26 protein-coding genes are annotated in these 23,015 nt (G+C 71.5%); 9 read left to right on the top strand and 17 right to left on the bottom strand.

Features of this window, described 5'->3' with window-relative positions:
- Window positions 1–14: 14 nt before the first annotated feature.
- Window positions 15–1,412 (top strand): MFS transporter, encoded by a 1,398-nt coding sequence (locus ALI22I_RS23770; RefSeq protein ID WP_077007758.1) that lies wholly within the window; start codon window positions 15–17, stop codon window positions 1,410–1,412.
- 3 nt (window positions 1,413–1,415) lie between these two features.
- Here ALI22I_RS23770 and ALI22I_RS23765 read toward each other — a convergent pair whose 3' ends face one another.
- Genes ALI22I_RS23765 through ALI22I_RS51100 form a run of 3 tightly spaced genes read right to left on the bottom strand, consistent with a single transcriptional unit; the run spans window position 1,416 to window position 2,913 of the window.
- The gene (locus ALI22I_RS23765; RefSeq protein ID WP_077007757.1) at window positions 1,416–2,255 is read right to left on the bottom strand and encodes a hypothetical protein; all 840 of its coding nucleotides are present in this window, start codon (window positions 2,253–2,255) and stop codon (window positions 1,416–1,418) included.
- Window positions 2,252–2,566 (bottom strand): PadR family transcriptional regulator, encoded by a 315-nt coding sequence (locus tag ALI22I_RS23760; RefSeq protein ID WP_077007756.1) that lies wholly within the window; start codon window positions 2,564–2,566, stop codon window positions 2,252–2,254. Before ALI22I_RS23760 ends, ALI22I_RS23765 begins: the two co-directional genes overlap by 4 nt.
- Before the next feature lie 17 nt (window positions 2,567–2,583).
- Window positions 2,584–2,913: a hypothetical protein gene (locus tag ALI22I_RS51100; protein ID WP_179118332.1), complete on the bottom strand. Its 330-nt coding sequence runs from the start codon at window positions 2,911–2,913 to the stop codon at window positions 2,584–2,586.
- Between the two features lie 127 nt (window positions 2,914–3,040).
- Here ALI22I_RS51100 and ALI22I_RS23750 point away from each other — a divergent pair, with 127 nt between their 5' ends.
- The 4 genes from ALI22I_RS23750 to ALI22I_RS23735 all read left to right on the top strand — a co-directional run bounded on the left by ALI22I_RS23750 (window position 3,041) and on the right by ALI22I_RS23735 (window position 5,827).
- A complete protein-coding gene (locus ALI22I_RS23750; protein ID WP_077007755.1) occupies window positions 3,041–3,757 on the top strand; it encodes a thymidine kinase in 717 nt (238 codons plus the stop codon).
- A 169-nt stretch (window positions 3,758–3,926) separates the two neighbouring features.
- The gene (locus ALI22I_RS23745; protein WP_238598556.1) at window positions 3,927–4,487 is read left to right on the top strand and encodes a helix-turn-helix domain-containing protein; all 561 of its coding nucleotides are present in this window, start codon (window positions 3,927–3,929) and stop codon (window positions 4,485–4,487) included.
- A 53-nt stretch (window positions 4,488–4,540) separates the two neighbouring features.
- A complete protein-coding gene (locus ALI22I_RS23740; RefSeq protein WP_077007753.1) occupies window positions 4,541–5,017 on the top strand; it encodes an NUDIX domain-containing protein in 477 nt (158 codons plus the stop codon).
- 465 nt (window positions 5,018–5,482) lie between these two features.
- Entirely contained in the window at window positions 5,483–5,827 is a 345-nt protein-coding gene (locus ALI22I_RS23735; protein WP_077007752.1) for an RNA polymerase-binding protein RbpA, read from the top strand.
- A 70-nt stretch (window positions 5,828–5,897) separates the two neighbouring features.
- Here ALI22I_RS23735 and ALI22I_RS23730 read toward each other — a convergent pair whose 3' ends face one another.
- Both ALI22I_RS23730 and lnt read right to left on the bottom strand, forming a co-directional pair.
- Window positions 5,898–6,689, bottom strand: coding sequence for a polyprenol monophosphomannose synthase (locus ALI22I_RS23730; RefSeq protein ID WP_077007751.1), 792 nt, complete (start codon window positions 6,687–6,689; stop codon window positions 5,898–5,900).
- Window positions 6,664–8,229, bottom strand: coding sequence for an apolipoprotein N-acyltransferase (gene lnt, locus ALI22I_RS23725; protein ID WP_077007958.1), 1,566 nt, complete (start codon window positions 8,227–8,229; stop codon window positions 6,664–6,666). Before lnt ends, ALI22I_RS23730 begins: the two co-directional genes overlap by 26 nt.
- Window positions 8,230–8,527: 298 nt before the next feature.
- On the opposite strand from lnt, the gene ALI22I_RS23720 reads away from it, so the two are divergent.
- Complete coding sequence (locus ALI22I_RS23720) at window positions 8,528–8,713, top strand: PspC domain-containing protein (RefSeq protein ID WP_077007750.1); 186 nt, start codon at window positions 8,528–8,530, stop codon at window positions 8,711–8,713.
- Here ALI22I_RS23720 and ALI22I_RS23715 read toward each other — a convergent pair.
- Window positions 8,707–9,459 (bottom strand): TetR/AcrR family transcriptional regulator, encoded by a 753-nt coding sequence (locus tag ALI22I_RS23715; RefSeq protein ID WP_077007749.1) that lies wholly within the window; start codon window positions 9,457–9,459, stop codon window positions 8,707–8,709. The two genes, ALI22I_RS23720 and ALI22I_RS23715, sit on opposite strands and share 7 nt — an antisense overlap.
- Window positions 9,460–9,481: 22 nt before the next feature.
- On the bottom strand, window positions 9,482–9,835 hold the full coding sequence (locus ALI22I_RS23710; RefSeq protein ID WP_077007748.1) for a GntR family transcriptional regulator: 354 nt from the start codon (window positions 9,833–9,835) through the stop codon (window positions 9,482–9,484).
- Between the two features lie 97 nt (window positions 9,836–9,932).
- Between ALI22I_RS23710 and ALI22I_RS23705 the strand changes: the two genes are divergently transcribed.
- Window positions 9,933–10,367, top strand: coding sequence for a hypothetical protein (locus tag ALI22I_RS23705; protein WP_143532390.1), 435 nt, complete (start codon window positions 9,933–9,935; stop codon window positions 10,365–10,367).
- 74 nt (window positions 10,368–10,441) lie between these two features.
- Here the strand turns inward: ALI22I_RS23705 and ALI22I_RS23700 are convergent, their stop codons facing one another.
- From ALI22I_RS23700 to ALI22I_RS23655, 10 genes are all read right to left on the bottom strand, one after another.
- Window positions 10,442–11,320 (bottom strand): ParA family protein, encoded by an 879-nt coding sequence (locus ALI22I_RS23700; RefSeq protein ID WP_077007746.1) that lies wholly within the window; start codon window positions 11,318–11,320, stop codon window positions 10,442–10,444.
- Entirely contained in the window at window positions 11,317–11,625 is a 309-nt protein-coding gene (locus ALI22I_RS23695; RefSeq protein WP_179118331.1) for an ATP-binding protein, read from the bottom strand. Before ALI22I_RS23695 ends, ALI22I_RS23700 begins: the two co-directional genes overlap by 4 nt.
- Window positions 11,626–11,868: 243 nt before the next feature.
- Window positions 11,869–12,273 (bottom strand): hotdog fold domain-containing protein, encoded by a 405-nt coding sequence (locus ALI22I_RS23690; protein WP_077007745.1) that lies wholly within the window; start codon window positions 12,271–12,273, stop codon window positions 11,869–11,871.
- A complete protein-coding gene (locus ALI22I_RS23685; RefSeq protein WP_143532389.1) occupies window positions 12,270–13,040 on the bottom strand; it encodes an OAM dimerization domain-containing protein in 771 nt (256 codons plus the stop codon). The genes ALI22I_RS23690 and ALI22I_RS23685 overlap by 4 nt, the downstream gene beginning before the upstream one ends.
- A complete protein-coding gene (locus ALI22I_RS23680; protein ID WP_077007744.1) occupies window positions 13,037–14,602 on the bottom strand; it encodes a lysine 5,6-aminomutase subunit alpha in 1,566 nt (521 codons plus the stop codon). Before ALI22I_RS23680 ends, ALI22I_RS23685 begins: the two co-directional genes overlap by 4 nt.
- Window positions 14,603–14,703: 101 nt before the next feature.
- The gene (locus ALI22I_RS23675; protein WP_083751964.1) at window positions 14,704–16,296 is read right to left on the bottom strand and encodes an amidohydrolase; all 1,593 of its coding nucleotides are present in this window, start codon (window positions 16,294–16,296) and stop codon (window positions 14,704–14,706) included.
- The gene (locus ALI22I_RS23670; protein ID WP_077007742.1) at window positions 16,293–17,309 is read right to left on the bottom strand and encodes an L-erythro-3,5-diaminohexanoate dehydrogenase; all 1,017 of its coding nucleotides are present in this window, start codon (window positions 17,307–17,309) and stop codon (window positions 16,293–16,295) included. Before ALI22I_RS23670 ends, ALI22I_RS23675 begins: the two co-directional genes overlap by 4 nt.
- Before the next feature lie 270 nt (window positions 17,310–17,579).
- The gene (locus ALI22I_RS23665; protein WP_077007741.1) at window positions 17,580–19,088 is read right to left on the bottom strand and encodes a tripartite tricarboxylate transporter permease; all 1,509 of its coding nucleotides are present in this window, start codon (window positions 19,086–19,088) and stop codon (window positions 17,580–17,582) included.
- Window positions 19,081–19,632: a tripartite tricarboxylate transporter TctB family protein gene (locus ALI22I_RS23660; protein WP_077007740.1), complete on the bottom strand. Its 552-nt coding sequence runs from the start codon at window positions 19,630–19,632 to the stop codon at window positions 19,081–19,083. Before ALI22I_RS23660 ends, ALI22I_RS23665 begins: the two co-directional genes overlap by 8 nt.
- Complete coding sequence (locus ALI22I_RS23655) at window positions 19,629–20,606, bottom strand: Bug family tripartite tricarboxylate transporter substrate binding protein (RefSeq protein ID WP_077007956.1); 978 nt, start codon at window positions 20,604–20,606, stop codon at window positions 19,629–19,631. The genes ALI22I_RS23660 and ALI22I_RS23655 overlap by 4 nt, the downstream gene beginning before the upstream one ends.
- A 169-nt stretch (window positions 20,607–20,775) precedes the next feature.
- Between ALI22I_RS23655 and ALI22I_RS23650 the strand changes: the two genes are divergently transcribed.
- Together ALI22I_RS23650 and ALI22I_RS23645 are read left to right on the top strand one after the other, a co-directional pair.
- Window positions 20,776–22,347, top strand: a complete 1,572-nt coding sequence (locus ALI22I_RS23650; RefSeq protein ID WP_238598529.1) for an ATP-binding protein — start codon at window positions 20,776–20,778, stop codon at window positions 22,345–22,347.
- Window positions 22,344–23,012 carry a response regulator gene (locus ALI22I_RS23645; protein ID WP_077007738.1) on the top strand — a complete coding sequence of 223 codons (669 nt, stop codon included), beginning with the start codon at window positions 22,344–22,346 and terminating at the stop codon, window positions 23,010–23,012. The genes ALI22I_RS23650 and ALI22I_RS23645 overlap by 4 nt, the downstream gene beginning before the upstream one ends.
- Window positions 23,013–23,015 lie beyond the last annotated feature (3 nt).

The following is a 23,015-nucleotide window of genomic DNA, read 5'->3' as shown; positions in this document are numbered from 1 at the left end:
TACAGTCCGCCCCCATGAGCGTGGCCGACAGCACCGCACCCGCCGTGGACCGCAAGCGGGAACAGCGCGGGTGGACCTGGTACGACTGGGCGAACTCGGTGTTCCCCACCTCGGTGGTCACCGTGTTCCTCTCCGGCTACCTCACGGCGGTCGCGAAGGAAGCGGCCATCGCCGACACCGCCCGCAACGGCCCGGACGCCTGCGCCGACGGGTCGCTGCGGCAGTGCGACATCTCCCTGTTCGGCGCCTACTTCCCCGCCGGGTCGCTGTGGGGCTACCTGCTGTCGATCGCCACGGTCGTGCAGGTCGTGGTGCTGCCGGTGATGGGCGCCATCGCCGACCGCACCCAGAACAAGCGCCGCATGCTCGGCGGGCTGGCGTTCACCGGCTCCGCCGCCACCATCGCCCTGGCCACCGTCAGCGGCGACAACTGGCACCTCGGCGTCGGCCTGTTCATCCTCGGCAACATCTGCTACGGCGCGTCCGTGGTCGTGTACTACGCGTTCCTGCCCGAGATCGCCGAACCCGACGAACGCGACGCCGTGTCCTCCCGCGGCTGGGCGTTCGGCTACCTCGGCGGTGGTGTCGCGCTGGCGGTGCAGCTGGCGCTGTTCATCGGCCACGACGCGGTCGGGTTGAGCGAGGGCGCCGCGGTGCGGGTCGGGTTCGTGCTGTCGGGACTGTGGTGGGCCGGGTTCACCCTCATCCCGCTGTCCCGGCTCAAACGGCACCAGGCGCCGCACGGCACCGAGTCCGGCGCGTCGGTGGTCACCGCCGGGTTCGCCGAACTGCGCCAGACCGTCAAGCAGGCCCGGCTGTTCCCGCTGACGCTGGCGTTCCTGGGCACCTACCTCATCTACACCGACGGCATCGCCACCGTCGCCAACGTCTCCGCCCAGTACGGCCGCGACGAGCTCCGGCTCGAAGAGACGGTGCTGATCACCACGATCCTGATCGTGCAGTTCGTCGCGTTCTTCGGCGGCATGCTGCACGGCCGGCTGGCCAGGTCGTGGGGCGCCAAGCGCACCATCATGGTCAGCCTGTGCGTGTGGATCGTGGTCATCGGCGCGGCGTTCTTCGTGCAGGCCGGGCAGCAGACCCAGTTCTACGCGCTCGCCGCCGGCATCGGCCTGGTGCTGGGCGGCACCAACGCGCTGTCGCGGTCGCTGTTCAGCCAGATGATCCCGCCCGGCCGCGAGGCCCAGTACTTCTCCCTCTACGAGGTCGGCGAGCGCTCCACGTCGTGGCTGGGCCCGCTGGTGTTCGCCGGCGTCGGGCAGGCCACCGGGTCGTTCCGGCTGGCGATCATCTCGCTGGTGATCTTCTTCGTCCTCGGGTTCGTGCTGATGATCTTCGTGCCGGTGCGCCGGGCCATCGTCGCGTCCGGGAACCCGGTGCCCGCCAAGGTGTGAGCCCTACCGGTCGGTCGCCGTCGGGTCGGTCGCCGTCGGGACGCGGGCCGTCCACGGCCGGACCACGACCACCACGGCGGCGACGGCCGCGATCAGCCATGCCACCAGCATCGTCACCACCGACAGCTCGAGGATGAACAGCACCGACACCACGCCCGCCAGGAGCCCGACCGGCACCGTCGCCCACCACAGCCGCGGCACCGGCGGAGCCTCCCGGTGGAACCCCAGCAGCACCGCCGCCACCGTCGCCCACACCGGCAGCTGCCACAGCACCGTCAGCCACGGCAGGAACCCCACCTCCATCGCCGACAACACCGGCACGAGACCCGCCACGCCCAGCAGCCCGGCGACGACCCGGCCCACGGCGCGACGCCCCGACACCAGCGCCGCGAACGCCGCGAACGCCACCACCGTCAGCGGGTCGTACCACCAGCGCTGCTGCTCCCAGGGGGACCAGGACGAAAAGCCCGGCGTGGCCGACAGCGCCGACAGCGCGGACACCGTCCACGACTGGGCACCCGCCACCAGCTGCGCGAGCAGACCCGTCAACGCCACCAACCGCACCACGGCCCCCGCCGGGCGGCGCGCGCCGAACCGCACCCGCACCGCCAACCCCACCGTCGCGCCCACCTCGCCCCAGCCGGGCCACCCGTACTCCAGGTCCAGCCCGTCGGTCCGGTCGGCGAGGAAGGTGTCCACCATCTCCTCCTCGCGCTCCTGCCGGTACCAGGCGGGCAGCACCCGCAGCAGCGCCCGGTAGCGGCGCTCCAGGTTCGACCTCCCCCGGTCCGCACCCTCGGGGTCCGGGCTTGCCGGGTCCGACTTTCCGGGGTCCGGGCTCACAGCGCACCCCTCGCCCGCAGCACCGACGACGCGGCGCGCACGTTCGCCGACAACCGCGCCACCTCCGCCGACAACGCCCGCACCCCCGCGTCGGTCAACCGGTAGTAGCGCCGCAACCGGCCCTGGTGCACCTCCTCGCGCTCCCGCTCGGCCAACCCCTCCACGACCAGCCGGTCCAGCACCCCGTAGAGCGTGCCCACCCGCAGCACCATCCGCCCCTCCGACAACCCCTCGACCGCGCGCACGATCGCGTACCCGTGCAACGGCTCCTCCGCCAACGCGGTGAGCACCAGGAAGGCCTGCTCCGACATACCTCTCACACCGCAGGTTATATCGCGAAGCGGTATATCTCGGCAACAATCCTGGACACCGGATGTCCGGGATCCGGCCAGAGTGGTGACCACGAAGATGGCCGAGGGCCTTCGCCGACCTCGGCGTCGCCCTGCGCGCCGCCGGCCTCGACTACCGCCACGTCGCACGACCGGGCACCCACGTCGTCGACCACGACGCCGACCGGCTGACCGTGCTCCCGGACCGCGTCACCCGCATCCGGGGCGACACGCCACCCGCCCGGACCCTCCTCGGCGTCGCCGCGCTCGCCCTGCCCGGCATGCCGTTCGAGGTCGACGCCGTCGCCGCCCGCCGACGCCGCGATCACCCCCGGGGGCGGGCAGCGGCGCGGCCGGGAACGCGACCGCCCCGCGCGCGGGCGCCTCCTGTGGTGGACCGACGCACGGAGGAGGCAACGGCAGCCGCCCTGATATCGCCCATTAGGGTGGCCCGCCGTGGAACCGATCACTCCCGCCCAGGACCCGACCGACGCGCTGTCCTCCGTGCCCGCCTCCGGCGCCGGCCGCGGCCTGGCGCCGACCGGGCGGCTCCGGTTCTTCTTCGGCCCCATGGACTGCGGCAAGTCGACCCTGGCGCTGCAGATCGACCACAACCAGGCCCGCCAGGGCCGCCGCGGCCTGCTGCTGGTCCGCCACGACCGCTCCGGCACGCCGACCATCTCCAGCCGCATGGGCCTGGCCCGCAACGCCCTGGAGGTCCACGAGGACATGGACCTGTGCGCCCTGGTCCGCGACCGCTGGGCCGGCGGCGCCCGGGTGGACTACCTCATCGTCGACGAGGCCCAGTTCCTGTCCGCCGCCCAGGTCGACCAGCTCGCCGAACTCGCCGACGACGCCCACCTGGAGGTGTACTGCTTCGGCCTGGCCACCGACTTCCGCAGCGCCCTGTTCCCCGGCTCGCAGCGCCTGTTCGAACTCGCCGACGAGCTCAACGCCATCCAGGTCGAGGTGCTGTGCTGGTGCGGCCGACCGGGCCGGTTCAACGCCCGCGTCCACGACGGCGACGTGGTGCGCGCCGGCGACACGGTCCTGGTGGCCGACACCGCCCCGGACACCGTCGAGGTCCGCTACCAGGTCCTGTGCCGCACCCACTACCGCACCGGCGACCTCGGCCCCCACACCGTCAGCAGCGGCCAGCTCAGCCTCGCCTGACCCCCGGACCCCCACCCCGCGTCGGCCCCGCGTCACGGCCCCTGGTGGACGAGCCCCGCCGCGCCGTCCCACAATGGGGAACCCTTGTTGCCGAAACCGGGACACGATCATGAGCAGCGCAGCGGCCGACCGCGACACCGACCCGACCGGGGACCCGGCCGACGTCCCGCTGGGCGACGTGCTCGGCAAGGTCGGTGAACGGCTCCGCCACATCCGCACCAGCCGCGGCGCCACCCTCGCCGACCTGGCCGACGCCACCGGCATCTCCAAGAGCACCCTCTCGCGCCTGGAGTCCGGCCAACGCCGCCCCAGCCTGGAACTGCTGCTGCCCATCGCCCGCGCCCACCGCGTCCCCCTGGACGAACTCGTCGGCGCGCCACCCGTCGGCGACCCCCGCGTCCGCCTCGTGCCCGTCCGCCGCCACGGCATGACCGTCCTGCCGCTCACCCGGCAGCCCGGCGGCCTGCAGGCCTACAAGATGATCATCCCGCCGCGCGGCGAGCCCGACCCGCGCACCCACACCGGCTACGAGTGGCTCTACGTGCTGTCCGGACGGCTGCGGCTGATCCTGGCCGAGCACGACGTCGTGCTCGGCCCCGGCGAGGCCGCGGAGTTCGACACCCGCCTGCCGCACTGGTTCGGCCCGGCCGGCGCCGAACCCGTCGAGGTGCTGAGCCTGTTCGGCAAGCAGGGCGAGCAGATCCACATGCGCACCGGCCGCAAGACCTGACCCCCGCGGCACGGCACCCGGTCCGTGTCGCCCCGACCCGCCACACTGTGCCCATGACAGGCAGGCGCAGCGCCGGCATCCTGCTCCACCGGGTGGTCGACGGCGAACCCCAGGTCCTCCTGGGCCACATGGGCGGCCCGTTCTGGGCCCGCAAGGACGACGGCGCGTGGTCCATCCCCAAGGGCGAGCCCGACGGCGACGAGGACCCCGAGACCACCGCCCGCCGCGAGTTCGCCGAGGAGTTGGGCCTGCCCGTGCCCGACGGCGACCTGGTGCCGCTCGGCGAGGTCCGCCAGTCCGGCGGCAAGGTCGTCCAGGCCTGGGCCCTGGCCGGCGATCTGGACCCCGATCAGGTGGTTCCGGGCACGTTCACCCTCGAATGGCCCCGCGGTTCAGGCCGGGTGCGGGAGTATCCCGAGGTGGACCGCGTCGCGTGGTTTCCCCTGGTCCAGGCGCGGGTGAAAGTGGTGAAAGCCCAACAGGAACTGCTCGACAGACTGGTCGAGAAGCTGTTTTTCGGGCAGCACTGAAGTCATCGAGGCAATAAAGCATCCGGCTGGACGTTTGGGTGCGGTCCGGACGGGTGATTTCATCATCGTGCCCGCCACCCGAGACAACCGTGCCGCCACCCAGCGTGGCGACGCCACCGAAAACCCTCGAAATAACTTTGCGTGACCGTAACCATGACCACCGTCACTTCCGCCGCGTTAAACCCGCCGTAACGTCGCCCTACGTGGCCGGTCTAAGCTGTCGCAGCCGCACGACTTCTACCGGGACTGCTCCATTCGTGTGATGAGGTAGCCCGGTAGCTTGATAACGCGTCACGAACCGGCCGCGATTGCATCCTTAAGGAGGAAGCCTTCGTTGACGGGTGAAAGACGTCACTGTGGGCGACGATGACCGTGAAGCCGGGAACGAACGGAGCAGTCCGATCGTTGCACTCGGTGAGCAACAAGCCTGGGCCCCGGCCCTGAGCCGAGCGAAAGGACACCGCCATGGCCGACCGCGTTCTACGGGGTAGCCGGCTCGGAGCAGTCAGCTACGAGACCGACCGCAATCACGACCTCGCCCCGCGCCGGTCGGTGCGGTACGCCTGCCCCAAGGGCCACGACTTCGAGGTCCCGTTCTCCGACGACGCCGAGATCCCGCACACCTGGGAGTGCCGCCTCCACGGCCAGGTGTCGAAGATCATCGACGGTGCGGTTCCCGAGGAGAAGAAGGTCAAGCCGCCGCGCACGCACTGGGACATGCTCCTGGAGCGTCGCACGATCCCGGAGCTCGAAGAGCTGCTGGACGAGCGGCTGGAAGAGCTGAAGGGGCGGCGCACCCGCACCGCCTGAGCCGTTGTGACGTGTGAGGGGCCCGCCGGATTCGTCCGGCGGGCCCCTCACACGTCGCGCATCCGCGTGGTCAGCGGTTGCTGGGTGTCTTCGCCTTCGGCGCGAACAGGTCGCGCAGCTGGGTCGCGCGTCGCCGCACGCCCCACTTGGTGACCCGCCACAACGCTTCGCGCACGATGTTGCCGCTCATCTTCGACTCGCCGATCTCACGCTCGGTGAACGTGATCGGCACCTCCACGACCCGGTGGCCGAGTTCGATGGTGCGCCAGGCCAGGTCGATCTGGAAGCAGTAGCCCTGGGAGGCGACCGTGTCCAGTTTGAGCCGCTGGAGCACCTCGGCGCGGAACGCGCGGAACCCGCCGGTGATGTCCTTGACCTTCGCGCCCAGCGCGACCTGCGAGTACACGTTGCCGCCGCGGGAGATCAGCTCCCGGTACTTCGGCCAGTTCACCGTGCTGCCGCCGGGCACGTACCGCGATCCGAGCACCAGGTCCGCGTCGTGCAGCGCGTCGAGCAGCCGCGGCAGGTCCTCGGGGGCGTGGGAGCCGTCCGCGTCCATCTCCACGACCACCGCGTAGCCGCGCTCCAGTGCCCACCGGAAGCCCGCCACGTAGGCCGCGCCCAGTCCCGCCTTCTCGGTGCGGTGCATCACGTGGACCCGGTCGTCCGCGGCGGCCATCTCGTCGGCGAGCTGTCCCGTCCCGTCCGGACTGCCGTCGTCGACCACGAGCGCGTGCACCTTCGGCAGCGCCGTGTGCAGCCGCTTCACGATCTTCCCGATGTTGTCCCGCTCGTTGTAGGTCGGGATCACCACCAGCACCGGCCCGAGCTCGCGGTCAGGCTGCGCCTGCTGGTCCGCCATCCGTTTCCTCCTCGCCGACACCCGCACCAGGGGTCGGACGCGATCGTCGTTTCGTCGTCAAGCTGAACGCCACGGCCATGAGGCCCAGAGCGGTCATCACCCACTCGGGCCATGCGCCGAGCCGGGTGGCCAGCGTAGCCTCCCCCCGCAGCGGCACCGTGGCCACCAGTGCGTCGGGGGTGAACATGCCGCTGCGGTGGGTGACCGAGCCGTCCGGGGCGACGAGGGCGCTGACCCCGCTCGTGGCCGCGACCACCACGGATTTGCCGTGTTCGACGGCGCGGAGCCGGGACATCGCCAGCTGCTGGTAGGTCATCTCGGTGTAGCCGAAGGTGGCGTTGTTGGTGGGGATCGCGATGAGGTTCGCGCCCGCGGTGATCGAGTCGCGCACCACGCTGTCGAACGCGACCTCGTAGCAGGTGTCGATGGCGACCTTGGCCGCGCCCATGGTGAAGCCCTGGGGGTCGGTGCCGGGTTGGAACGTGCCCGCGCGGTCCACGGTCTCGCTGAAGATCCGGAAGAACGAGCGGTAGGGCATGGTCTCGCCGAAGGGCTGCAGCTGCCGTTTGGTGTAGGTGTCGGTGGCGCCGATACCGGGTTCGTAGAGCACGACGGTGTTGCGGGGCAGCCGGTCGTCCTGGTCGATCACGACGGCGCCGACGGCGACGGGGGCGTTGATCGCCTCGACGGCGCGTTGGATCTGGGCGGCGGCGTCGACGTTGCGGAACGGGTCGATGTCGGAGGAGTTCTCCGGCCAGATGACCAGGTCGGGCTGTTGGGCGCGGCCGGCTTTCACGTCGTCGGCCAGTTCCAGGGTGCGCTTGACGTGGTTGTCGAGCACGGCGCGGCGCTGGGCGTTGAAGTCCAGGCCGGCGCGCGGCACGTTGCCCTGGATCGCCGCGACGGTCACCGAACCCTGGTCGGGGTCGGTGTGCACCAGCGCCGTGGCCGCGATCCCCGCGGCCAGTGGCAGTACGACGGCGGTCGCGCCGAGTTTCCAGTTGCGCCCCAGGTGGGCGGCGCCCAGGCCGGTCAACGCGACGGCGAACCCGACCAGCGGCGCCCCGCCGACCGAGGCCAGGGGCAGGTACCAGCCCTCGGGCTGCCCGAACGCGATCTTTCCCCACGGGAACCCGCCGAACGGCACCACCGCGCGCAGCGCCTCGTCGGCGACCCACACCAGCGCCATCCACAGCGGCGCGCCCGGCACCCGCGACACCACCGCCATCGCGGCCGTCCCGACGCCGATCAGCACCGCGCACAGCAGCGCCAGCGGCAGCCACGCGATCAGCCCGACGAACTCGCCGGTCCACCGCAGCAGCGGAGCCATGAACCCCAGCCCCCACACCACCCCGAGCCCGAACCCCGCCCGCGCCCGCCGCCCGTACAGCAGCACGCCGAGCACCGCGAACCCGACCGGTGCCAACCACCACGTCGTGCGCGGCGGGAAGCTGAGGAACACCGCCCCGCCACCCGCGGCCGCCAACAGCACCCGCAGCAGCGTGCCGCGCACGTCCCGGCGACGACGGATGGGGGGCATGTCGGCGACGGACTGATCCGACGTCACGGGGGCAGCGACCACCGGATCAGCCTACGAGCCCCCGATCACGATCCCGCCGCCGGCCGGCGAGCCCCCGGTCACATCACCCGGTAGCGGCGCGGTCGTGCTCTTCACGGTGACGCCGGGTGACAGGGCGGGCGGCGGTGACGGGCGGGTGGGTGGTGTGGTGACGTGTCGGGGTGGTGGAGGTTGCCCTGGGATTGGGTGGGGGCGGGCGGGGGTATCAATCAGGGTTCCCACTGATGCCGGTGGGCTTCGGCGCGGGGATGGTGGAGTCATGACCACGTTGACCAGGCCTCAGAACCAGAAGATGATCGCGGGCGTGTGCGCGGGACTCGCCGCTCGCTTCGGGTGGAAGCCCGGGACGGTGCGGTTGTTGTTCGTGTTGTCGTGCCTGCTGCCCGGACCGCAGTTCGTCGTCTACCTGGTGTTGTGGGTGATGATGCCCAAGCGCCCCTACTGACGGGACCGCACGAGGGCCTCGATGCCGTCGAGCACGCGTTCCAGGCCGAACGTGAACGCGTGCTCGCCGTCGTGGGCCGCGCCGTGGGCTTCGCCCGCCGCCGCTCCGACGCGGGCCGCGGTGGGGAAGCGCTGCGGGTCGAAGACCTTCGCCAGGAACGGCGCGGCGGCGTGCCACCACTGTTCGTCGGTGAGGCCGGTGCGTTGTTCGGTCTGCGCGGCTTCGACGGCGACGCGGGCGGCGGCCTGGACGTGGGCGAGGACGAGGGTGAGCACCGAGTCCATCTCCAGGTCGGTGAGGCCGATGCCGTCCACGGCGCCGAGTTCGTAGTCGTACTTGGCCGCGACGTTGGGGCCGAGGACGGCGCGGTTGCCGGCGACCTGGAGCAGCCAGGGGTGGCGCAGGTACAGGGCCCAGTTCTCGCGGGCGATTTGGGTGAGCCTGCCGCGCCATCCGCCGGGCACGTCGGTGGGCCGCGCGGTCTCGCCCTGCACGGTGTCGACCATCACGTCGACCAGTTCGGCTTTGCCGGGGATGTGGGTGTAGAGCGACATGGTGCCCACGCCGAGCCGGTCGGCGACGCGCCTCATGGACAGCGCGCCGAGGCCTTCGGTGTCGGCGAGGGCGACGGCCGCGGTGACGATGCGGTCCACGCCGAGGTCCTTGCGGGCGGTCCGTCCGGTGGTGCGCCACAGCACCGCGAGGGTCCGGGCCGGGTCGCCGGTGCCGCTGTGTTCGGTCGTCACGCCTGGTCACCCTACGGGTGGTTCAGTCGGCGAGCGCGGCCCGCACGATCTCCAGCGCCTCGTGGGCGGTGAGGCCCTGCTCGCGTGCGGTGGCGGCGTAGGAGCGGGCGGCGCGCAGGACGCGTTGGCGGCCGCGCTCCCCCGCGGCGCTGACCACGGTGCCGGCTCTGCCGCGGGTCTCGATGAGACCCGCCTCCTCCAGTTCCCGGTAGGCGCGGGCCACGGTGTTGACGGCGAGGCCGAGTTCGGCGGCCAGCGCGCGCACGGTGGGCAGCCGGGTGCCGACGGCCAGTTCGCGGTCGGTGATCTTGCGGGCGAACTGGGACCGCACCTGCTCGTAGGGCGGCACGGGGGAGACCGGGTCGAGGCTGATCACGTGGTCGATAGTGGCAGAGGTACGGTCCCGGGGTCGGGTACGGCCACGGGGTGACGATGAGTCGCGGATGGGCCACGGTGCGTGGCAGGGTGTGTCCGTGCTCCACAGATGGCTGCTCGTCGTCGGCCTGGCGTTGATCACCGGCGTGGCCGCGTTCGTGCTGGTCTTCGCGCCGGGTGACCGTGTCGCGGGCACGGCGGTCCCCTACTGCACGGATCTGCACCTGCTGTTCGCCACCGACGAGGACATGCGGCGGGTCGCCGGCGAGTTGCGCCGTGACGGCAGGGTGCGGGAGGTGCGGGAGGAGCGGACGAAGGCGGAGAACCACGAGCGGCTCACGGCGGAGCTGCGGGCGTCCGGCCGTGACGATCTCGCGGACGCCGCCCGGCCGGCCGACACGCCGGCGACCGTCCGGGTGGTCGAGGCGTTCGGTGTGGACGCGGAGGCGTTCGCCGAGGAGCTGAGGTGGCAGTACCGGGTCACCTACGCCGACGCGTGCGAGGACCCGGAGGAGTGGGAGGGAACTAATTAGGCACACGTTTCCAGACGGCCGCAGCCGCCCAATGGATCACGCCGGTGGGTGCCCTCCGGGGCGGTCCTGACCGCTCATCTCTTGTTTGCGGCTTCCACCTCGGCCAGGCGGTGAAGAATTTCTTCCGACAGTTCACGGAACTCGCGATAGCACTTCTGCACATATCCCAGGGTACTACCGATGGCCCCATCGGCAGAGCGGAGTCGGTCCAGTCGCATTGTCGGCTGCATGATCACGTATCCCAGAGGAGCCATCAGGCCAGCCGGCGCCGGGATCGAATCGGGCACTCTCGGCAAGATCGTCTGCTGCCAGATCGAGCGCCATTCGCGAAGCGTGGGCCCGAGGTTGATCAAGCCTCTCAACGAGAACAGATCAGCCGCCAGCGGCATCAGGACTGTGTCCGCCGCCAACAGTGCGGCGCGGTTGATCGCCCCGAGATTGGGGCCGACGTCGATCAGGACGATATCCGCCTTCACCGCCCGGGCGGCCGCGCTTATAATACGATGAAATGCAGTGGTAGCCCTCACGGCGGCCATATCCGTGCCGGTGAAGCTACGCGGCCACGCGTCCGACAGCTTCTCTTCGAAAGCGCTCAATTCCAGATCGCCGGGCAGAAGCCACAGAGTGTCCCTGACGCGAATGGGATCGTACAGCTCGACATCTCCGAGACCATCCATGATCGGCCGCACCGGCGCGGCCAAGGTGCCGGGGTTCTCCGCATCGAACATGGGCCCCAGACGCGGCTGGAGTGTACCCAGCACAGGACTCGTCTCTTCGCCCCACAGCTCGGCGAGGTCGCCCTCGCCGAGGAAGGCGGCAGTCAAGTTCGACTGCGGGTCCAGATCCACCGCAAGAACCCGCGATCCGAGGCGTTCCATCATGTGCGCCAGGTGATAGGTCAAGGTCGCCTTGCCGACGCCGCCTTTGTTGTTGAACAGGGCGAGTGAGATCACCGGACCCTCCTCGACACAACCGACCACGACGAGTCGTCGACCTGATACTCCGCAGGAGGGTTGCCGTTGCGTTCCAGCGCGACTCTCACCCGTCCGATCCCACGCCCGAAGCGGTTCACGTATCCCAACGACTTCATCGCTCCCGCCAGAGCGGGGTTCCGGTAGTCGTTCACTCGGTCGAAATTGTCCGCGCGCACTTGCCCGAAAGGATCGCCCGGATTTGTCACCTCAATCCTGTCATTGAACCAGGCAATTCGCACAGGCGCATTGGGTGACTCGTAGTTACGATGCATCACGGCATTCATGCAAATTTCCCGCAGCGCTTCGAAGGGGTAGTCCGGACGCGCTTCCTCACGAAAGTCGTCGGCCGCCGCGAGTTGTGTGCGCAGATGACCTGCCCGAGAACCTTGCGGTCTCTCGCGTGCTCTTTGAACTCGAGGCTCGGCGTCTCCTGGGTTCCCAACGAGACGGACAGGTCTTCACTCATGAGGAGATCTTGTCAGACGAAACGATCGGCGTGCCGCCCCGAGTCGATACGTGGCCGGTCGTCAGGCGGGTCCGGGTGCGACGACGGTGCCTCGTGCGCGGGTGACCACGATCGGCGGGTCGAGGACGTCGGCGGCGGAGGGGCCGCGGTGGGGGGCGGAGCGGCAGACGACGCGGGCTTCGAAGTCGATTTCGCGGGAGCGGGTGCCGACGCGGATGAGGGTGGCGGTGGCCTCGATGACGTCGCCGGCGTGGATGGGGGCGGTGAATTCGACGGTGGAGTAGCCGGCGAAGAGTCCTTCGTCGCCGTCGGTGCGGATGAGCAGTTCGGTGGCGACGTCGCCGAACAGGCCCAGGCCGTAGGCGCCGTCCACGAGGTTGCCGCCGTAGTGGGCGTGGGAGTGGGGCACGTAGCGGCGGTGGGTGACGGCGAAGCCCTCGACGGCGGCAACCTCGGTGGGGTTCACGCGTTGTCCTTCCTGGTCTGCACGGCACTGGTGTGCACGGCCCTGGTGTGCATGGCGTGCACGAGGTAGCTGGCGACTTCGCCGGGTGTGGTGCCGCGGCCGAAGACGCGGTCCACGCCGAGTTCGGCGGCCATGAGGGGGTCGAAGCGGGGGCCGCCGGCGATGAGCAGCGGGCGCCGCTCCCCCATGGCCTCGCGGAACGCCGCCGCCATCTCGCGGGTGTTGAGCAGGTGGGCGTCGCGTTGGGTGACGACCTGGGAGACGAGCACGGCGTCGGCTTTCCCGTCGCGGGCGCGGCGGACCAGTTCGGGTACCGAGACCTGTGCGCCGAGGTTGACCACGGTGAGTTCGCGGTAGTACTCCAGGCCTTTCTCGCCGGCGAAGCCCTTGATGTTGAGGATGGCGTCGATGCCGACGGTGTGCGCGTCGGTGCCGATGCACGCGCCGACCACGACGAGTTTGCGGCGCAGGAGTTTCTTCAGCGCGGTGTTGACCTCGGTGGGCGAGAGCAGCGGGTATTCGCGCTGCACGACCCGCACCTCGTCGAGGTCGACGAGGTGGCGGACGGAGCCGTAGACGACGAAGAAGGTGAAGTCGTCGCCGATGGGGTGGGAGTGCACGACCATGGCGGGGTCGATGCCCATCTTGTTCGCCAGCTGCTGGGCGGCGCCGTCGGCTTGGGGGCCGGCCGGGACGGGCAGGGTGAACGAGGTCTGCACCATGCCGTCGCCGGTGGTGTCGCCGTAGGGTCGGACGTGGCGTTTCACCGGGCCTCCAGCAGTTCCGAGGCCGGGTTGGCGTATCCGTCGGCCTTCTCCACGACGCCGTCGGCGCCTCTGCCGCCGTCGGCGGGGCGTTTCATCAGGCCGAACGTGCCGTCGGCGATGGCGTCGAGCAGTCCGTCCTCGACGATGCGGCCGAGCAGGTCCACGGCTTCGCCCAGCACCTGGTGGGCGCGTTTGACGATGAGGCCGTCGGGGGCGGGCCGGAAGTCCTCGGCGAGGCCGCCAGCGGCGTTGAGCACGTAGCGGACGTTGGCGAGGGCGAGGTCGCGGTCGGACAGGAACGGGGTGACGACGGCTTCGGTCATCATGCCGACGAGCAGGATGCTCTGGCCGGTGAGGACGCCGGCGAGGTTGAAGAACCCGTCGAGCAGGTAGCCGTTGAACACGTCGCCGGTCATGTGCTTGGTGGGTGGCATCCACTTCAGCGGCGCGTCGGGGAACAGTTCGCGGGCCAGCAGGGCGTGGGCGAGTTCGAGGCGGAACGACTCGGGGACCTTGGGGTTGATCTCGAAGGCGTGGCCGAGGCCGAGCAGGTGGTCGGGCAGGCCCGCTTCGTGGGCGAAGTGTTCGTTGAGCAGTTGGGAGACGGTGACGGTGTGGGCGGCGTCCACGGCGTCGGCGGTGGTGAGGTAGTTGTCCTCGCCGGTGTTGATGACGATCCCGGCGCGGGCGTGGACCTGGCGGGAGAAGCGCTGGTCGACGAAGGTGCGGATCGGGTTGATGTCGCGGAACAGGATGCCGTACATGGAGTCGTTGAGCATCATGTCGAGGCGTTGCAGGCCGGCGAGGACGGCGATCTCGGGCATGCACAGGCCGGAGGCGTAGTTGGTGAGCCGCACGTAGCGGCCGACCTCTTTGGACACCTCGTCCAGGGCGGCCCGCATGATGCGGAAGTTCTCCTGGGTGGCGTAGGTGCCGGCGAACCCGTGGTGGGTGGCGCCTTCGGGGACGTAGTCGAGCAGGGACTGGCCGGTGGAGCGGATGACGGCGATGACGTCGGCTCCGGCGCGGGCGGCGTTGCGGGCCTGGACGACGTCCTCGTCGATGTCGCCGGTGGCGACGATGAGGTAGATCCAGGGGCGTTGCGGCGGGTCGCCGAGTCGGGCGACGAGCCGGTCGCGCTGTGCGCGGTTGCGGTCGACGGTGCGCAGGCCTTTGGTGACGGCGGTCGTGGCGGCTTTGCGGGCCCGTTCCCGGTCGCGTCCTTCGGGCAGCGTGTAGCGGATCTGTCCGGCGGCGGTGGCCTCGGCCAGGTCGGTGAGCGTGGCGAGGTCGTGCTGTTTGAGGGCGTGGAAGACCGGGAGGACGACGCCGTGTTCGAGGCCGCAGTGGTCGCGGACGGTGTCGACGACGCGGTTGACCCAGGGGACGTCACCGGCGCGGTGGGTGGAGTCCGCGCCGGTGATGCCGGCCAGGCGGAGCGTGGCGCGCTCGACGGCCACCGTGGTGTGGGCCTTGGCGAGGGCCACCACCGGCTCGGCAGCCCGCGCGGCGAGCTCCCGCGCCGTGGCGACCACCGTCGGGTCGAGGTCGAGCAACGCCATCGCTCACTCCTGTTCTACGTGGTCGGGCCGGGCCGGACGTCCGGTCCCCCGTGCCGTCGCGGGGGTCCGTCGCGGCAGGTCCCGCGCCGGGGCGGCGGGGTTCATCGGGCGTCCTTGTCGTAGATCGTGCGGCCGCGCAGGACGGTGCGCAGGCAGGTCGGGGCGGGGCCGTCGAGGGCGGGCAGGGCGGGGACGCGGGAGCGGGGGTCGGTCGACCAGCGCTGCACCCGGCTGTCCGGCGCGGCGACTTCGAGTTCCCCGGCTTCCCACACGGCGTAGGTGGCGGGCGCGCCGGGCTGGAGGGTGCCGGTGACGCCGTCGTCGACGCCGGCGGCGCGCCACCCGCCCCTGGTGTGGGCGTTGAACGCGGCTCTCGGGGAGATGCCGTGGCCGTCGGTGCGGTGGTGGACGGCGGCCTTGATCGCGGCCCACGGGTCGACGGCGGTGACGGGGGCGTCGGAGCCCAGGGCGAGGATCATGCCGGCGGCGGCGAGCCGGGAGAACGGGTTGAGCGCGGTGCCGCGTTCCGGGCCCAGGCGCCGGGTGTACATGCCGTCGGGGCCGCCCCATTCGTGGTCGAACAGGGGTTGCACGGAGGCGACCACGCCCCAGGAGCCGAGTTTCGCGGCCTGCTCGGCGGTGATCATCTCGACGTGTTCGAGGCGGTGGCGGCGGGCGGCGAGCGCGGGGACGCCGACGGCGGCGGCGGCTTTCCCGAAGCCTTCCACGACGGCGGCCACGGCGGCGTCCCCGATGACGTGGAAGCCGCCCTGCAGCCCGGCTTCGGTGCAGGTGATCAGGTGCCGGGCGATGGCGTCGGCGTCGAGGTAGAGGGCGCCGGAGGTGTCGGCGTCGGCGTACGGGGAGCACAGGGCGGCGGTGTGGGAGCCGAGGGCGCCGTCGACGAACAGGTCGCCCGCGAGGCCGCGCACGGGCAGGTCGACCGGGTCGAGGCCGCCCCAGTAGCCGACGACGTCGAGGGTGTCGGTGGCGAGCAGGTCGGCCAGGTCGTCGAGGCCGGAGATGTCGGGGCCGGCGCACTCGTGCACCGACGCGATGCCGCGTGACGCGGCGTGGGCCAGGAACGCCTGTTGCGCGGCGCGGCGCCGGGCGACGGGGATGGCGTCCTTGGCGGCGCGGCGCACGTGGTGGTGGGCGGCGCGGGACAGGGGGCCGTCGGGTGACCAGCCGTCGGCGTCGCGGGCGGCGGGGGCGAGGTCGACCAGTGCGGTGGAGGCCAGCGCGGAGTGGACGTCGATGCGGGACAGGTAGACCTGTGCGCCGCGGGCGGCGGTGTCGAGTTCGGCCCTGGTGGGCGGGCGGTTCTCCGGCCAGCGGGTCTCGTCCCAGCCGTGGCCCCAGATCAGCGGGCCGTCGGCGGCGCGCACGGCGTCGAGCAGGTCGGCCAGGGTGCGGCAGCCGGTGAGGTCGAGGCCGGTGAGCAGGAGGCCGGCGGAGGTGGCGTGCACGTGGGCGTCGACGAACGCGGGGGCCACGAACGCGCCGTCGAGGTCGACGATGTCGGCGTCGGGGTGCAGGGTGCGGCCGACGGAGTCCTGGCCGAGCCACACCACGGTGCCGTCGGTGATCGCCATGGCGGTGGCGTCGGGTGTGGTCGGGGAGTGGATGCGTCCCCCCACGAGCAGACGCGTCGAGGTACTCGTCGACGCCGGGACGCCGTTCACTGTAGTCACGCTTGTTGAGTCTGCCTGTGCTCGAACAGGGCCCGCACGGCAGGTTCGGCGCGCAGCAGGTCCAGGGCGAAGGCGGCGTGACCAGGCACGTAGCCGTTGCCGACGAGCATTTCGACGTCGGCGGCGAGGCCTTCGGCGCCCAGGGCGGCGGCGGGGAAGGAGGTGGCCATGGAGAAGAAGACCACGGTGCCGCCGTCGGCGGTGGCCAGGATGGCGCCGTGTTCGCAGCCGGGCACGTCGACGCACACGACGGTGACGTCCGCCTTGTCGCCGACCGCGTCGGCGACGGCGAGGGGGTCGCGGGCGTCGGCGACGACCACGGTGTCGGCCAGTCCGGCGTCGCGGACCGCGGTGGCCTCGCGTTCGGTGGGCACGAGGGCGACGAGGCGGGACGCGCCGGCGCGGCGGGCGGCGGCCAGGGACAGCGACCCGGATTTGCCTCCGCCGCCGAGCACCAGCACGGACGGCGCGTCGCGGCGGCGCACGACCCGGTCGGTCAACGCGGGCGCGCCGCACACGTCCAGCACGGACAGGGCGAGTTGCGCGGGCAGGTCGTCGGGCAGCACGGCGGCGATGGACCGGCCGAACAGCACCGCGGTGCCCTCGCACGGCACCTGTTCGTCGGTGCCGTCCCAGCGGGCGAGGCCGTCGGTGATGCGCAGCGGTGTGAGGGTGAGCGACACCAGCGTCGCGATGCGGTCGCCCACGCGCAGCCCGAGGGGTGAGGACGCGCCGACGGCGCGGACGGTGCCCAGCAGCATCCCGCCCGATCCGGTGACGGGGTTCTGCATCTTGCCGCGCGAGGCGACGATGTCGAGCACCGCCTGCCGCACCCCGGCGACGCCGTGCTGTTCGCGCAGCTGCCGGTAGGAGGCGGCGTCGAGGTTGAGCCGCGCGACGTCGACCACGACTTCGTCCGGGCCGCAGTCCGGGGAGGCGTCCAGTCGCCACGCCTGCTGCGGCAGCACCCCGGCGGGTTCGAGGACGCGGTGCAGACCGTACGGCGAAGTCATGGAAATCCTTCGGTCGACAGGGCCGGGACGCGGATATCTTCACGTGCGGCGTCGAGATTCCGCAAGCATCTAAGCCCACTTGGGTCAGGCCGGGAGGATTTGTCGCCGTCACGCGCAGCCCCTCGTCGCGCGCGGTGGCCCTCGGCTGCCGGTTCGGGCTCCGCCGCGGCGCGTCGCGTGGACGCGCCGGCGGAGGGCCCTCTCGTGCGGTGGTGCGGTGTGCCGTCTCCCTGCCGACCGCCCCCGATGGCGGTCGGCAGAGGGGTCGGGTCAGGGCTGTGGTGCGTCGACCGGTCGGGTGATCCTGCGGCGCACGCGCATGACGATCGCCAGTGCCAGCACGACCGCGAGGATGCTGTAGGCGACCGCGGCGAACGGGCTGGTGACCAGCGCGGACAGTGAGCCCTGGCTGATCTGGAGGGTGCGGCGCACCTGTTCCTCGGCCATCGGTCCCAGGATGAGGCCGACGACCAGTGGCGCGACGGGGTAGCCGTGGCGCCGCATGAAGAACCCGACCACGCCGATGACCATCAGCACGATCAGGTCGTCCACCACGAAGTTCACCGCGTAGGTGCCCAGCGCGGCGAACAGCAGGATGCCCGCGTACAGGTAGGGGCGCGGGATCTGCAGCACCTTGACCCAGATCTTCACCAGCGGCAGGTTGAGCACCAGCAGCATCACGTTGCCGATGTAGAGCGACGCGATCAGCGCCCACACCATGGCCGAGTTGTTGGTGAACAGCAGCGGCCCGGGTTGGATGCCGTAGCTCTGGAACGCGGCCACGATCACCGCGGCCGTGGCGGTCGTGGGCAGGCCCAGTGTCAGCAGCGGCACCAGCACCCCGGCCGCGGCGGCGTTGTTGGCGGCCTCCGGACCGGCGACGCCTTCGATGGCGCCCTTGCCGAACTCCTCGGGCCGTTTGGCCAGCTTCTTCTCCGCCGCGTAGGACAGGAACGTGGACACGTCCGCGCCGCCGGCGGGGACCGTGCCGATGGGGAAGCCGATGAGCGTGCCGCGCAGCCACGGCTTCCACGACCGCCGCCAGAACTCGGCGGTCATCCACTTCCCGCCGACCGGCACGACCTCGACCGGGCCGTGCCGCATCCGGGCCGCCACGTACAGCGCCTCGCCGACGGCGAACACGCCGACCGCGACCACGACCACGTCGATGCCGTCGGACATCGTCGGCACGCCGAGGGTGAACCGCTGCTGCCCGGTGAGGGTGTCGGTGCCGACCAGGCCGATGAACAGGCCGATGCCCAGCGACGCCAGCCCGCGCACCGGGGAGGCGCCCAGCAGCGCGGCGACGGTGGTGAACGCGACGACCATGAGCGCGACGTAGTCCGCCGGGCCGAGGGTCACCGCGAGGTCGGCGATGGTGGGCGCGAGCGCGGTGAGCAGGATCGTGGCGATGGTGCCCGCCACGAACGACCCGATCGCCGCGGTGGCCAGCGCCGCCGCGCCCCGCCCGGCGCGGGCCATCCGGTTGCCTTCCAGCGCGGTCACGATCGACGACGACTCGCCCGGCGTGTTGAGCAGGATCGAGGTGGTCGACCCGCCGTACATGCCGCCGTAGTAGATGCCGGCGAAGATGATCAGCGCCGCGGTGGGTTCCAGCGAGTAGGTCAACGGCAGCAGCAGCGCCACCGTCATCGCCGGGCCGATGCCGGGCAGCACGCCGACGGCGGTGCCGAGGGTGACGCCGAGCAGGGCGTAGAGCAGGTATTCGGGCTGCGCGGCGGTCGCGAAGCCCTCCAGCAGCGCGGTGAGGTTACCCATCGAGCAGTGGCACCCCCTCGAACACGCCGGCGGGCAGCGACAGGCCCAGCCCGGAGGCGAACACGACCTGCACGACCAGCGCGAGCACGACCGCGACGACGAGCGCCTTCCACCAGATCGCGCCCAGCGTCCACGCCGCGCCGAAGAACAGCACCATCGCCGCGACCGGCCAGCCGACCAGGTCGATCAGCGCCAGGTGCGCGACCAGCACCGCGACCAGTTTCGCCACGGTCGCCCAGTCGGTGCGCACCGACGTGTCGATGTCCTCGGCGTCCTCGGCGGGGCCCAGCCGGCCGCGCAGGGTGGCGACGATCGCCATCACCCCGGTCACCACCAGCAGCGCGCCCACCGCGTAGGGGAAGGCGCGCGGCCCGACCGAGCCCAGCGGGCCGCGCGCGGTGATGGTGGTCGCGTCGACCAGGGTGAACACCCCGAGCGCCACGACCAGGCCACCGAAGACGTACTCCTCGACTTTCGCCGAGGTCGGGACCGACGCTGTGCCCGAGGGCGTGTCGGGGCCCGGGACTGTGTCGGACGAGGTCACTTGACCAGGCCGATCTCCTGCAACACCGGCTTGATGCGGCCGATCTCGACGGTGAGGAAGGTGGAGAAGTCGTGGCCGGTGAGGAAGGTGTCCGCCCAGCCCTTCTTCTTCAGCTCCTCCTGCCACTGCGGGCTGGCGTGCATGTCGGTGACGAGCTTGACCAGCTTGTCCTTCGCCGCGACCGAGATCGACCCGGGCGCCACCACACCGCGCCAGTTGATCAGCTCCACGCCCGTGCCGAGGTTCTTGAACGTGGGCGCCTTGACCTCGGGGTGCTCCTGCGAACCGGAGGTGCCCAGGGCGCGCAGCTTGCCCGCCTTGATCTGCTCCAGGTACTCGCCGACACCGGAGATGCCCGCGTCGACCTTGCCGCCCAGCAGCGCGGCCAGCGACTCGCCGCCACCGGAGTAGGGCACGTAGTTGAGCTTGGACGGGTCGATCTCCTTGGCCTGCAGCAGCATCGCGGCCAGGATGTGGTCGGTGCCGCCGGCGGAGCCGCCGGTGATCGACACGCCCTGACCCTTCTGGTCCACGGCCGTGAGCAGGTCCTCGATCGTCTTGTACGGGGAGTCGGCGGGCACCACGACCACCTCCTCCTCGGCGGTGAGCCGGGCGATCGGGGTGGTGTCCTCCAGCCGCTTGTCCACGCCGTTGGTCTCGACCGCGCCGACCATCACCAGGCCGGTGACCATCAGGTAGTCCTCGGACCGCTCGTTCGCGATCTTCTGCAGGCCGACCGTGCCGCCGGCGCCGCCGACGTTGCTGACCTGCACCGAGTCCGCCAGCTTGGCGCCGGTGATCGCCGCCTGCATGGCGCGGCCGGTCTGGTCCCAGCCGCCGCCGGGGTCGGCCGGGACCATGATCTCCAGCCTGCCGACCTCGCCCGCCGCGCTGCTGCCGCCGCCCCCACACCCCGCGAGTACCAGGCTCGCGGCCGCCACGGCCGCGAGAAGTCGGGTGTGCTGTCCTGCCATCGGGTCCTCCACCACAAACACCAATTCGGCCTGCCGGCCAAGCCCGGTGCGCCGTCGCTCCGGTGCGCGGGAACGGTAGGAGCACGACCGGCGCGGGGACGGGCAAAGGTCGTAAGGGCCGTATTGGTCGTTTTGGTCGTGGTCGGGCTCACAGGTAAGAATGCGGGCCATGCGTCGCCGCTCGATCCCCCTCGGCGTCACCCTGCTCGTGCTGCAGGTCGTCATCGTGCTGGCCACCACCAGCGCGGCCGGGCTGTTGGCGGCGAAACTGCAGAGCGACCGGATCCGCGAGTCGTACATGGACCGGATGCTGTCGGTGGCCGAAAGCGTGGCCCGGCTGCCCACGGTGGTCGAGGCGTTCGACTCGCCGGACCCCCCGGCGACGATCCAGCCACTGGCGGAACTGATCCGCAAGGCCTCCGGCGTCACCTACGTCGTGGTGACCGACCGCAACGGCGTCCGCTACGCCCACCCCGACCCCGACCGGATCGGCGAGAAGGTCTCCACCGACCCCAGCACCGCGCTGTCCGGACAGGTGTTCGTCGGCACCGAGACCGGCACCCTGGGCACGTCGCTGCGGGCGAAGGTGCCGGTGCGGTCGCCGTCGGGCGACATCATCGGCATGGCCTCGGTCGGCATCCTGGAAAGCGCGCTGGCCGCCGACCTGGCCGAGGACCTGCCGCGGCTGATCGGCTGGCTCGCCGCCGCCGCGCTCGTCGGCGTGCTGGGCGCGGCACTGGTCACCCGGATGGTCCGCAAACGCACGTTCCGGCTCGAACCCGCCGAGATCGCCCAACTGCTGGAGACCCGCGACGCGATGCTGCACGGCATCCGCGAAGGCGTCGTCGCCGTCGACGACCGCGAACGCCTCGCCCTGGTCAACGACGAGGCGATGCGGCTGCTCGGCCTCACCGAGGATCCCACCGGCAAACCCGCCGCGGCCGTGCTGGAGGACGGCGGGCTGCTCGACCTGGCCCGCACCGGCGACGACGTCGCCGACCGGCTAGTGCTGGCCGGCGAACGCGTCCTGGTCGCCAACCGGATGACCGCCAAGACCGACGGCCGGCCCGTCGGCATCGTGCTCACCCTGCGCGACCGCACCGAACTGCACGACGCGCTGCGCGAACTCGACGGCCAGCGCACCGTCACCGAAGTACTGCGCGCCCAGGCCCACGAGTTCACCAACCACCTGCACGTCATCAGCGGCCTGGTCGAACTCGACCGCCGCGAGGACGCCGTGCGCTACATCGAACGGGTCGGCGGCGCCGGATCGGTGACCTCCGACATCATCGGCGGCGCCATGACCGACCCCGCGCTCGCCGCGCTGCTGCTGGCCAAGTCGTCCACCGCGCACGAACGCGGCGTCGCCCTGCGGCTGGACCCGTCGTCCACCGTGGACTCCCGCACCGGCGACGACGCGCTGACCGTGCTGGGCAACCTGGTCGACAACGCCGTGGACGCGGTGTCCACCGGCGGGACCGTGCGGGTCCTGGTGCGGTCGGACCCGTCGGGCGTGCGGGTCGTCGTGGACGACGACGGGCCGGGCGTGGAGGAATCCCAGCGTGGACGGATCTTCACGCTGGGCGTGAGCTCCAAGGCGCCGCGAGGCGCACACGGACGAGGGATCGGACTGGCATTGGTGTCCAGAGTGGTCACCCGGCGCAGCGGCCGGGTAAGGATCTCCGAATCGGAACTGGGCGGCGCGTCGTTCGACGTGTGGCTGCCGGAGGCCGTCCGATGACCGTGCGCACGCTCGTCGTGGACGACGATTTCGCCGTCGCCGCCGTGCACCGCGGCTTCCTGGAGTCGCTGCCGGAGTTCACCGTCGTCGGCGAGGCCCACGGCGGCGGCGAGGCACTGCGCGCGGTCGAGGCGCTGCGCCCCGACCTGGTGATGCTCGACATCCACCTGCCCGACATGTCCGGGCTGGAGGTGCTGGCCCGGCTGCGCGCCCGCCCCGGGCCGCCGATCGACGTCATCGCGGTGACCGCGGCCCGCGAACGCGAGACCGTGCGGCAGGCGATGTCCCGCGGCGTCGACCACTACCTGGTCAAACCGTTCACCCGCGCCGCGTTCCTGGACCGCATGCGCGAATACCTCGCCCGCCGCACCGAAGTGCAGCGCCTGGGCCCCTGGCTCGACCAGGACGAGGTCGACCAGCTCCTGCAGCACCGGCCCCGCGTCGCACTGCCCAAGGGCCTGTCCCCCGTGACGCTGAAACTCGTCGTGGACGCGTTGAGGACCACCGACGTCGACCTCTCGGCCCAGGAGGTCGGCGACCGCGCCGGGCTCTCCCGCGTCAGCGCCCGCCGCTACCTCGAACACCTCGTCACCGTCGGCAAAGCCGAGGTCCTGCCCCGCTACGGCATGGCCAACCGGCCCTCCCACGGCTACCGCCTCACCTGACGG

This window comes from Saccharothrix sp. ALI-22-I, from assembly GCF_001984175.1.
Taxonomy (GTDB): domain Bacteria; phylum Actinomycetota; class Actinomycetes; order Mycobacteriales; family Pseudonocardiaceae; genus Actinosynnema.
This window is presented reverse-complemented; position numbering and strand designations above follow the sequence as displayed.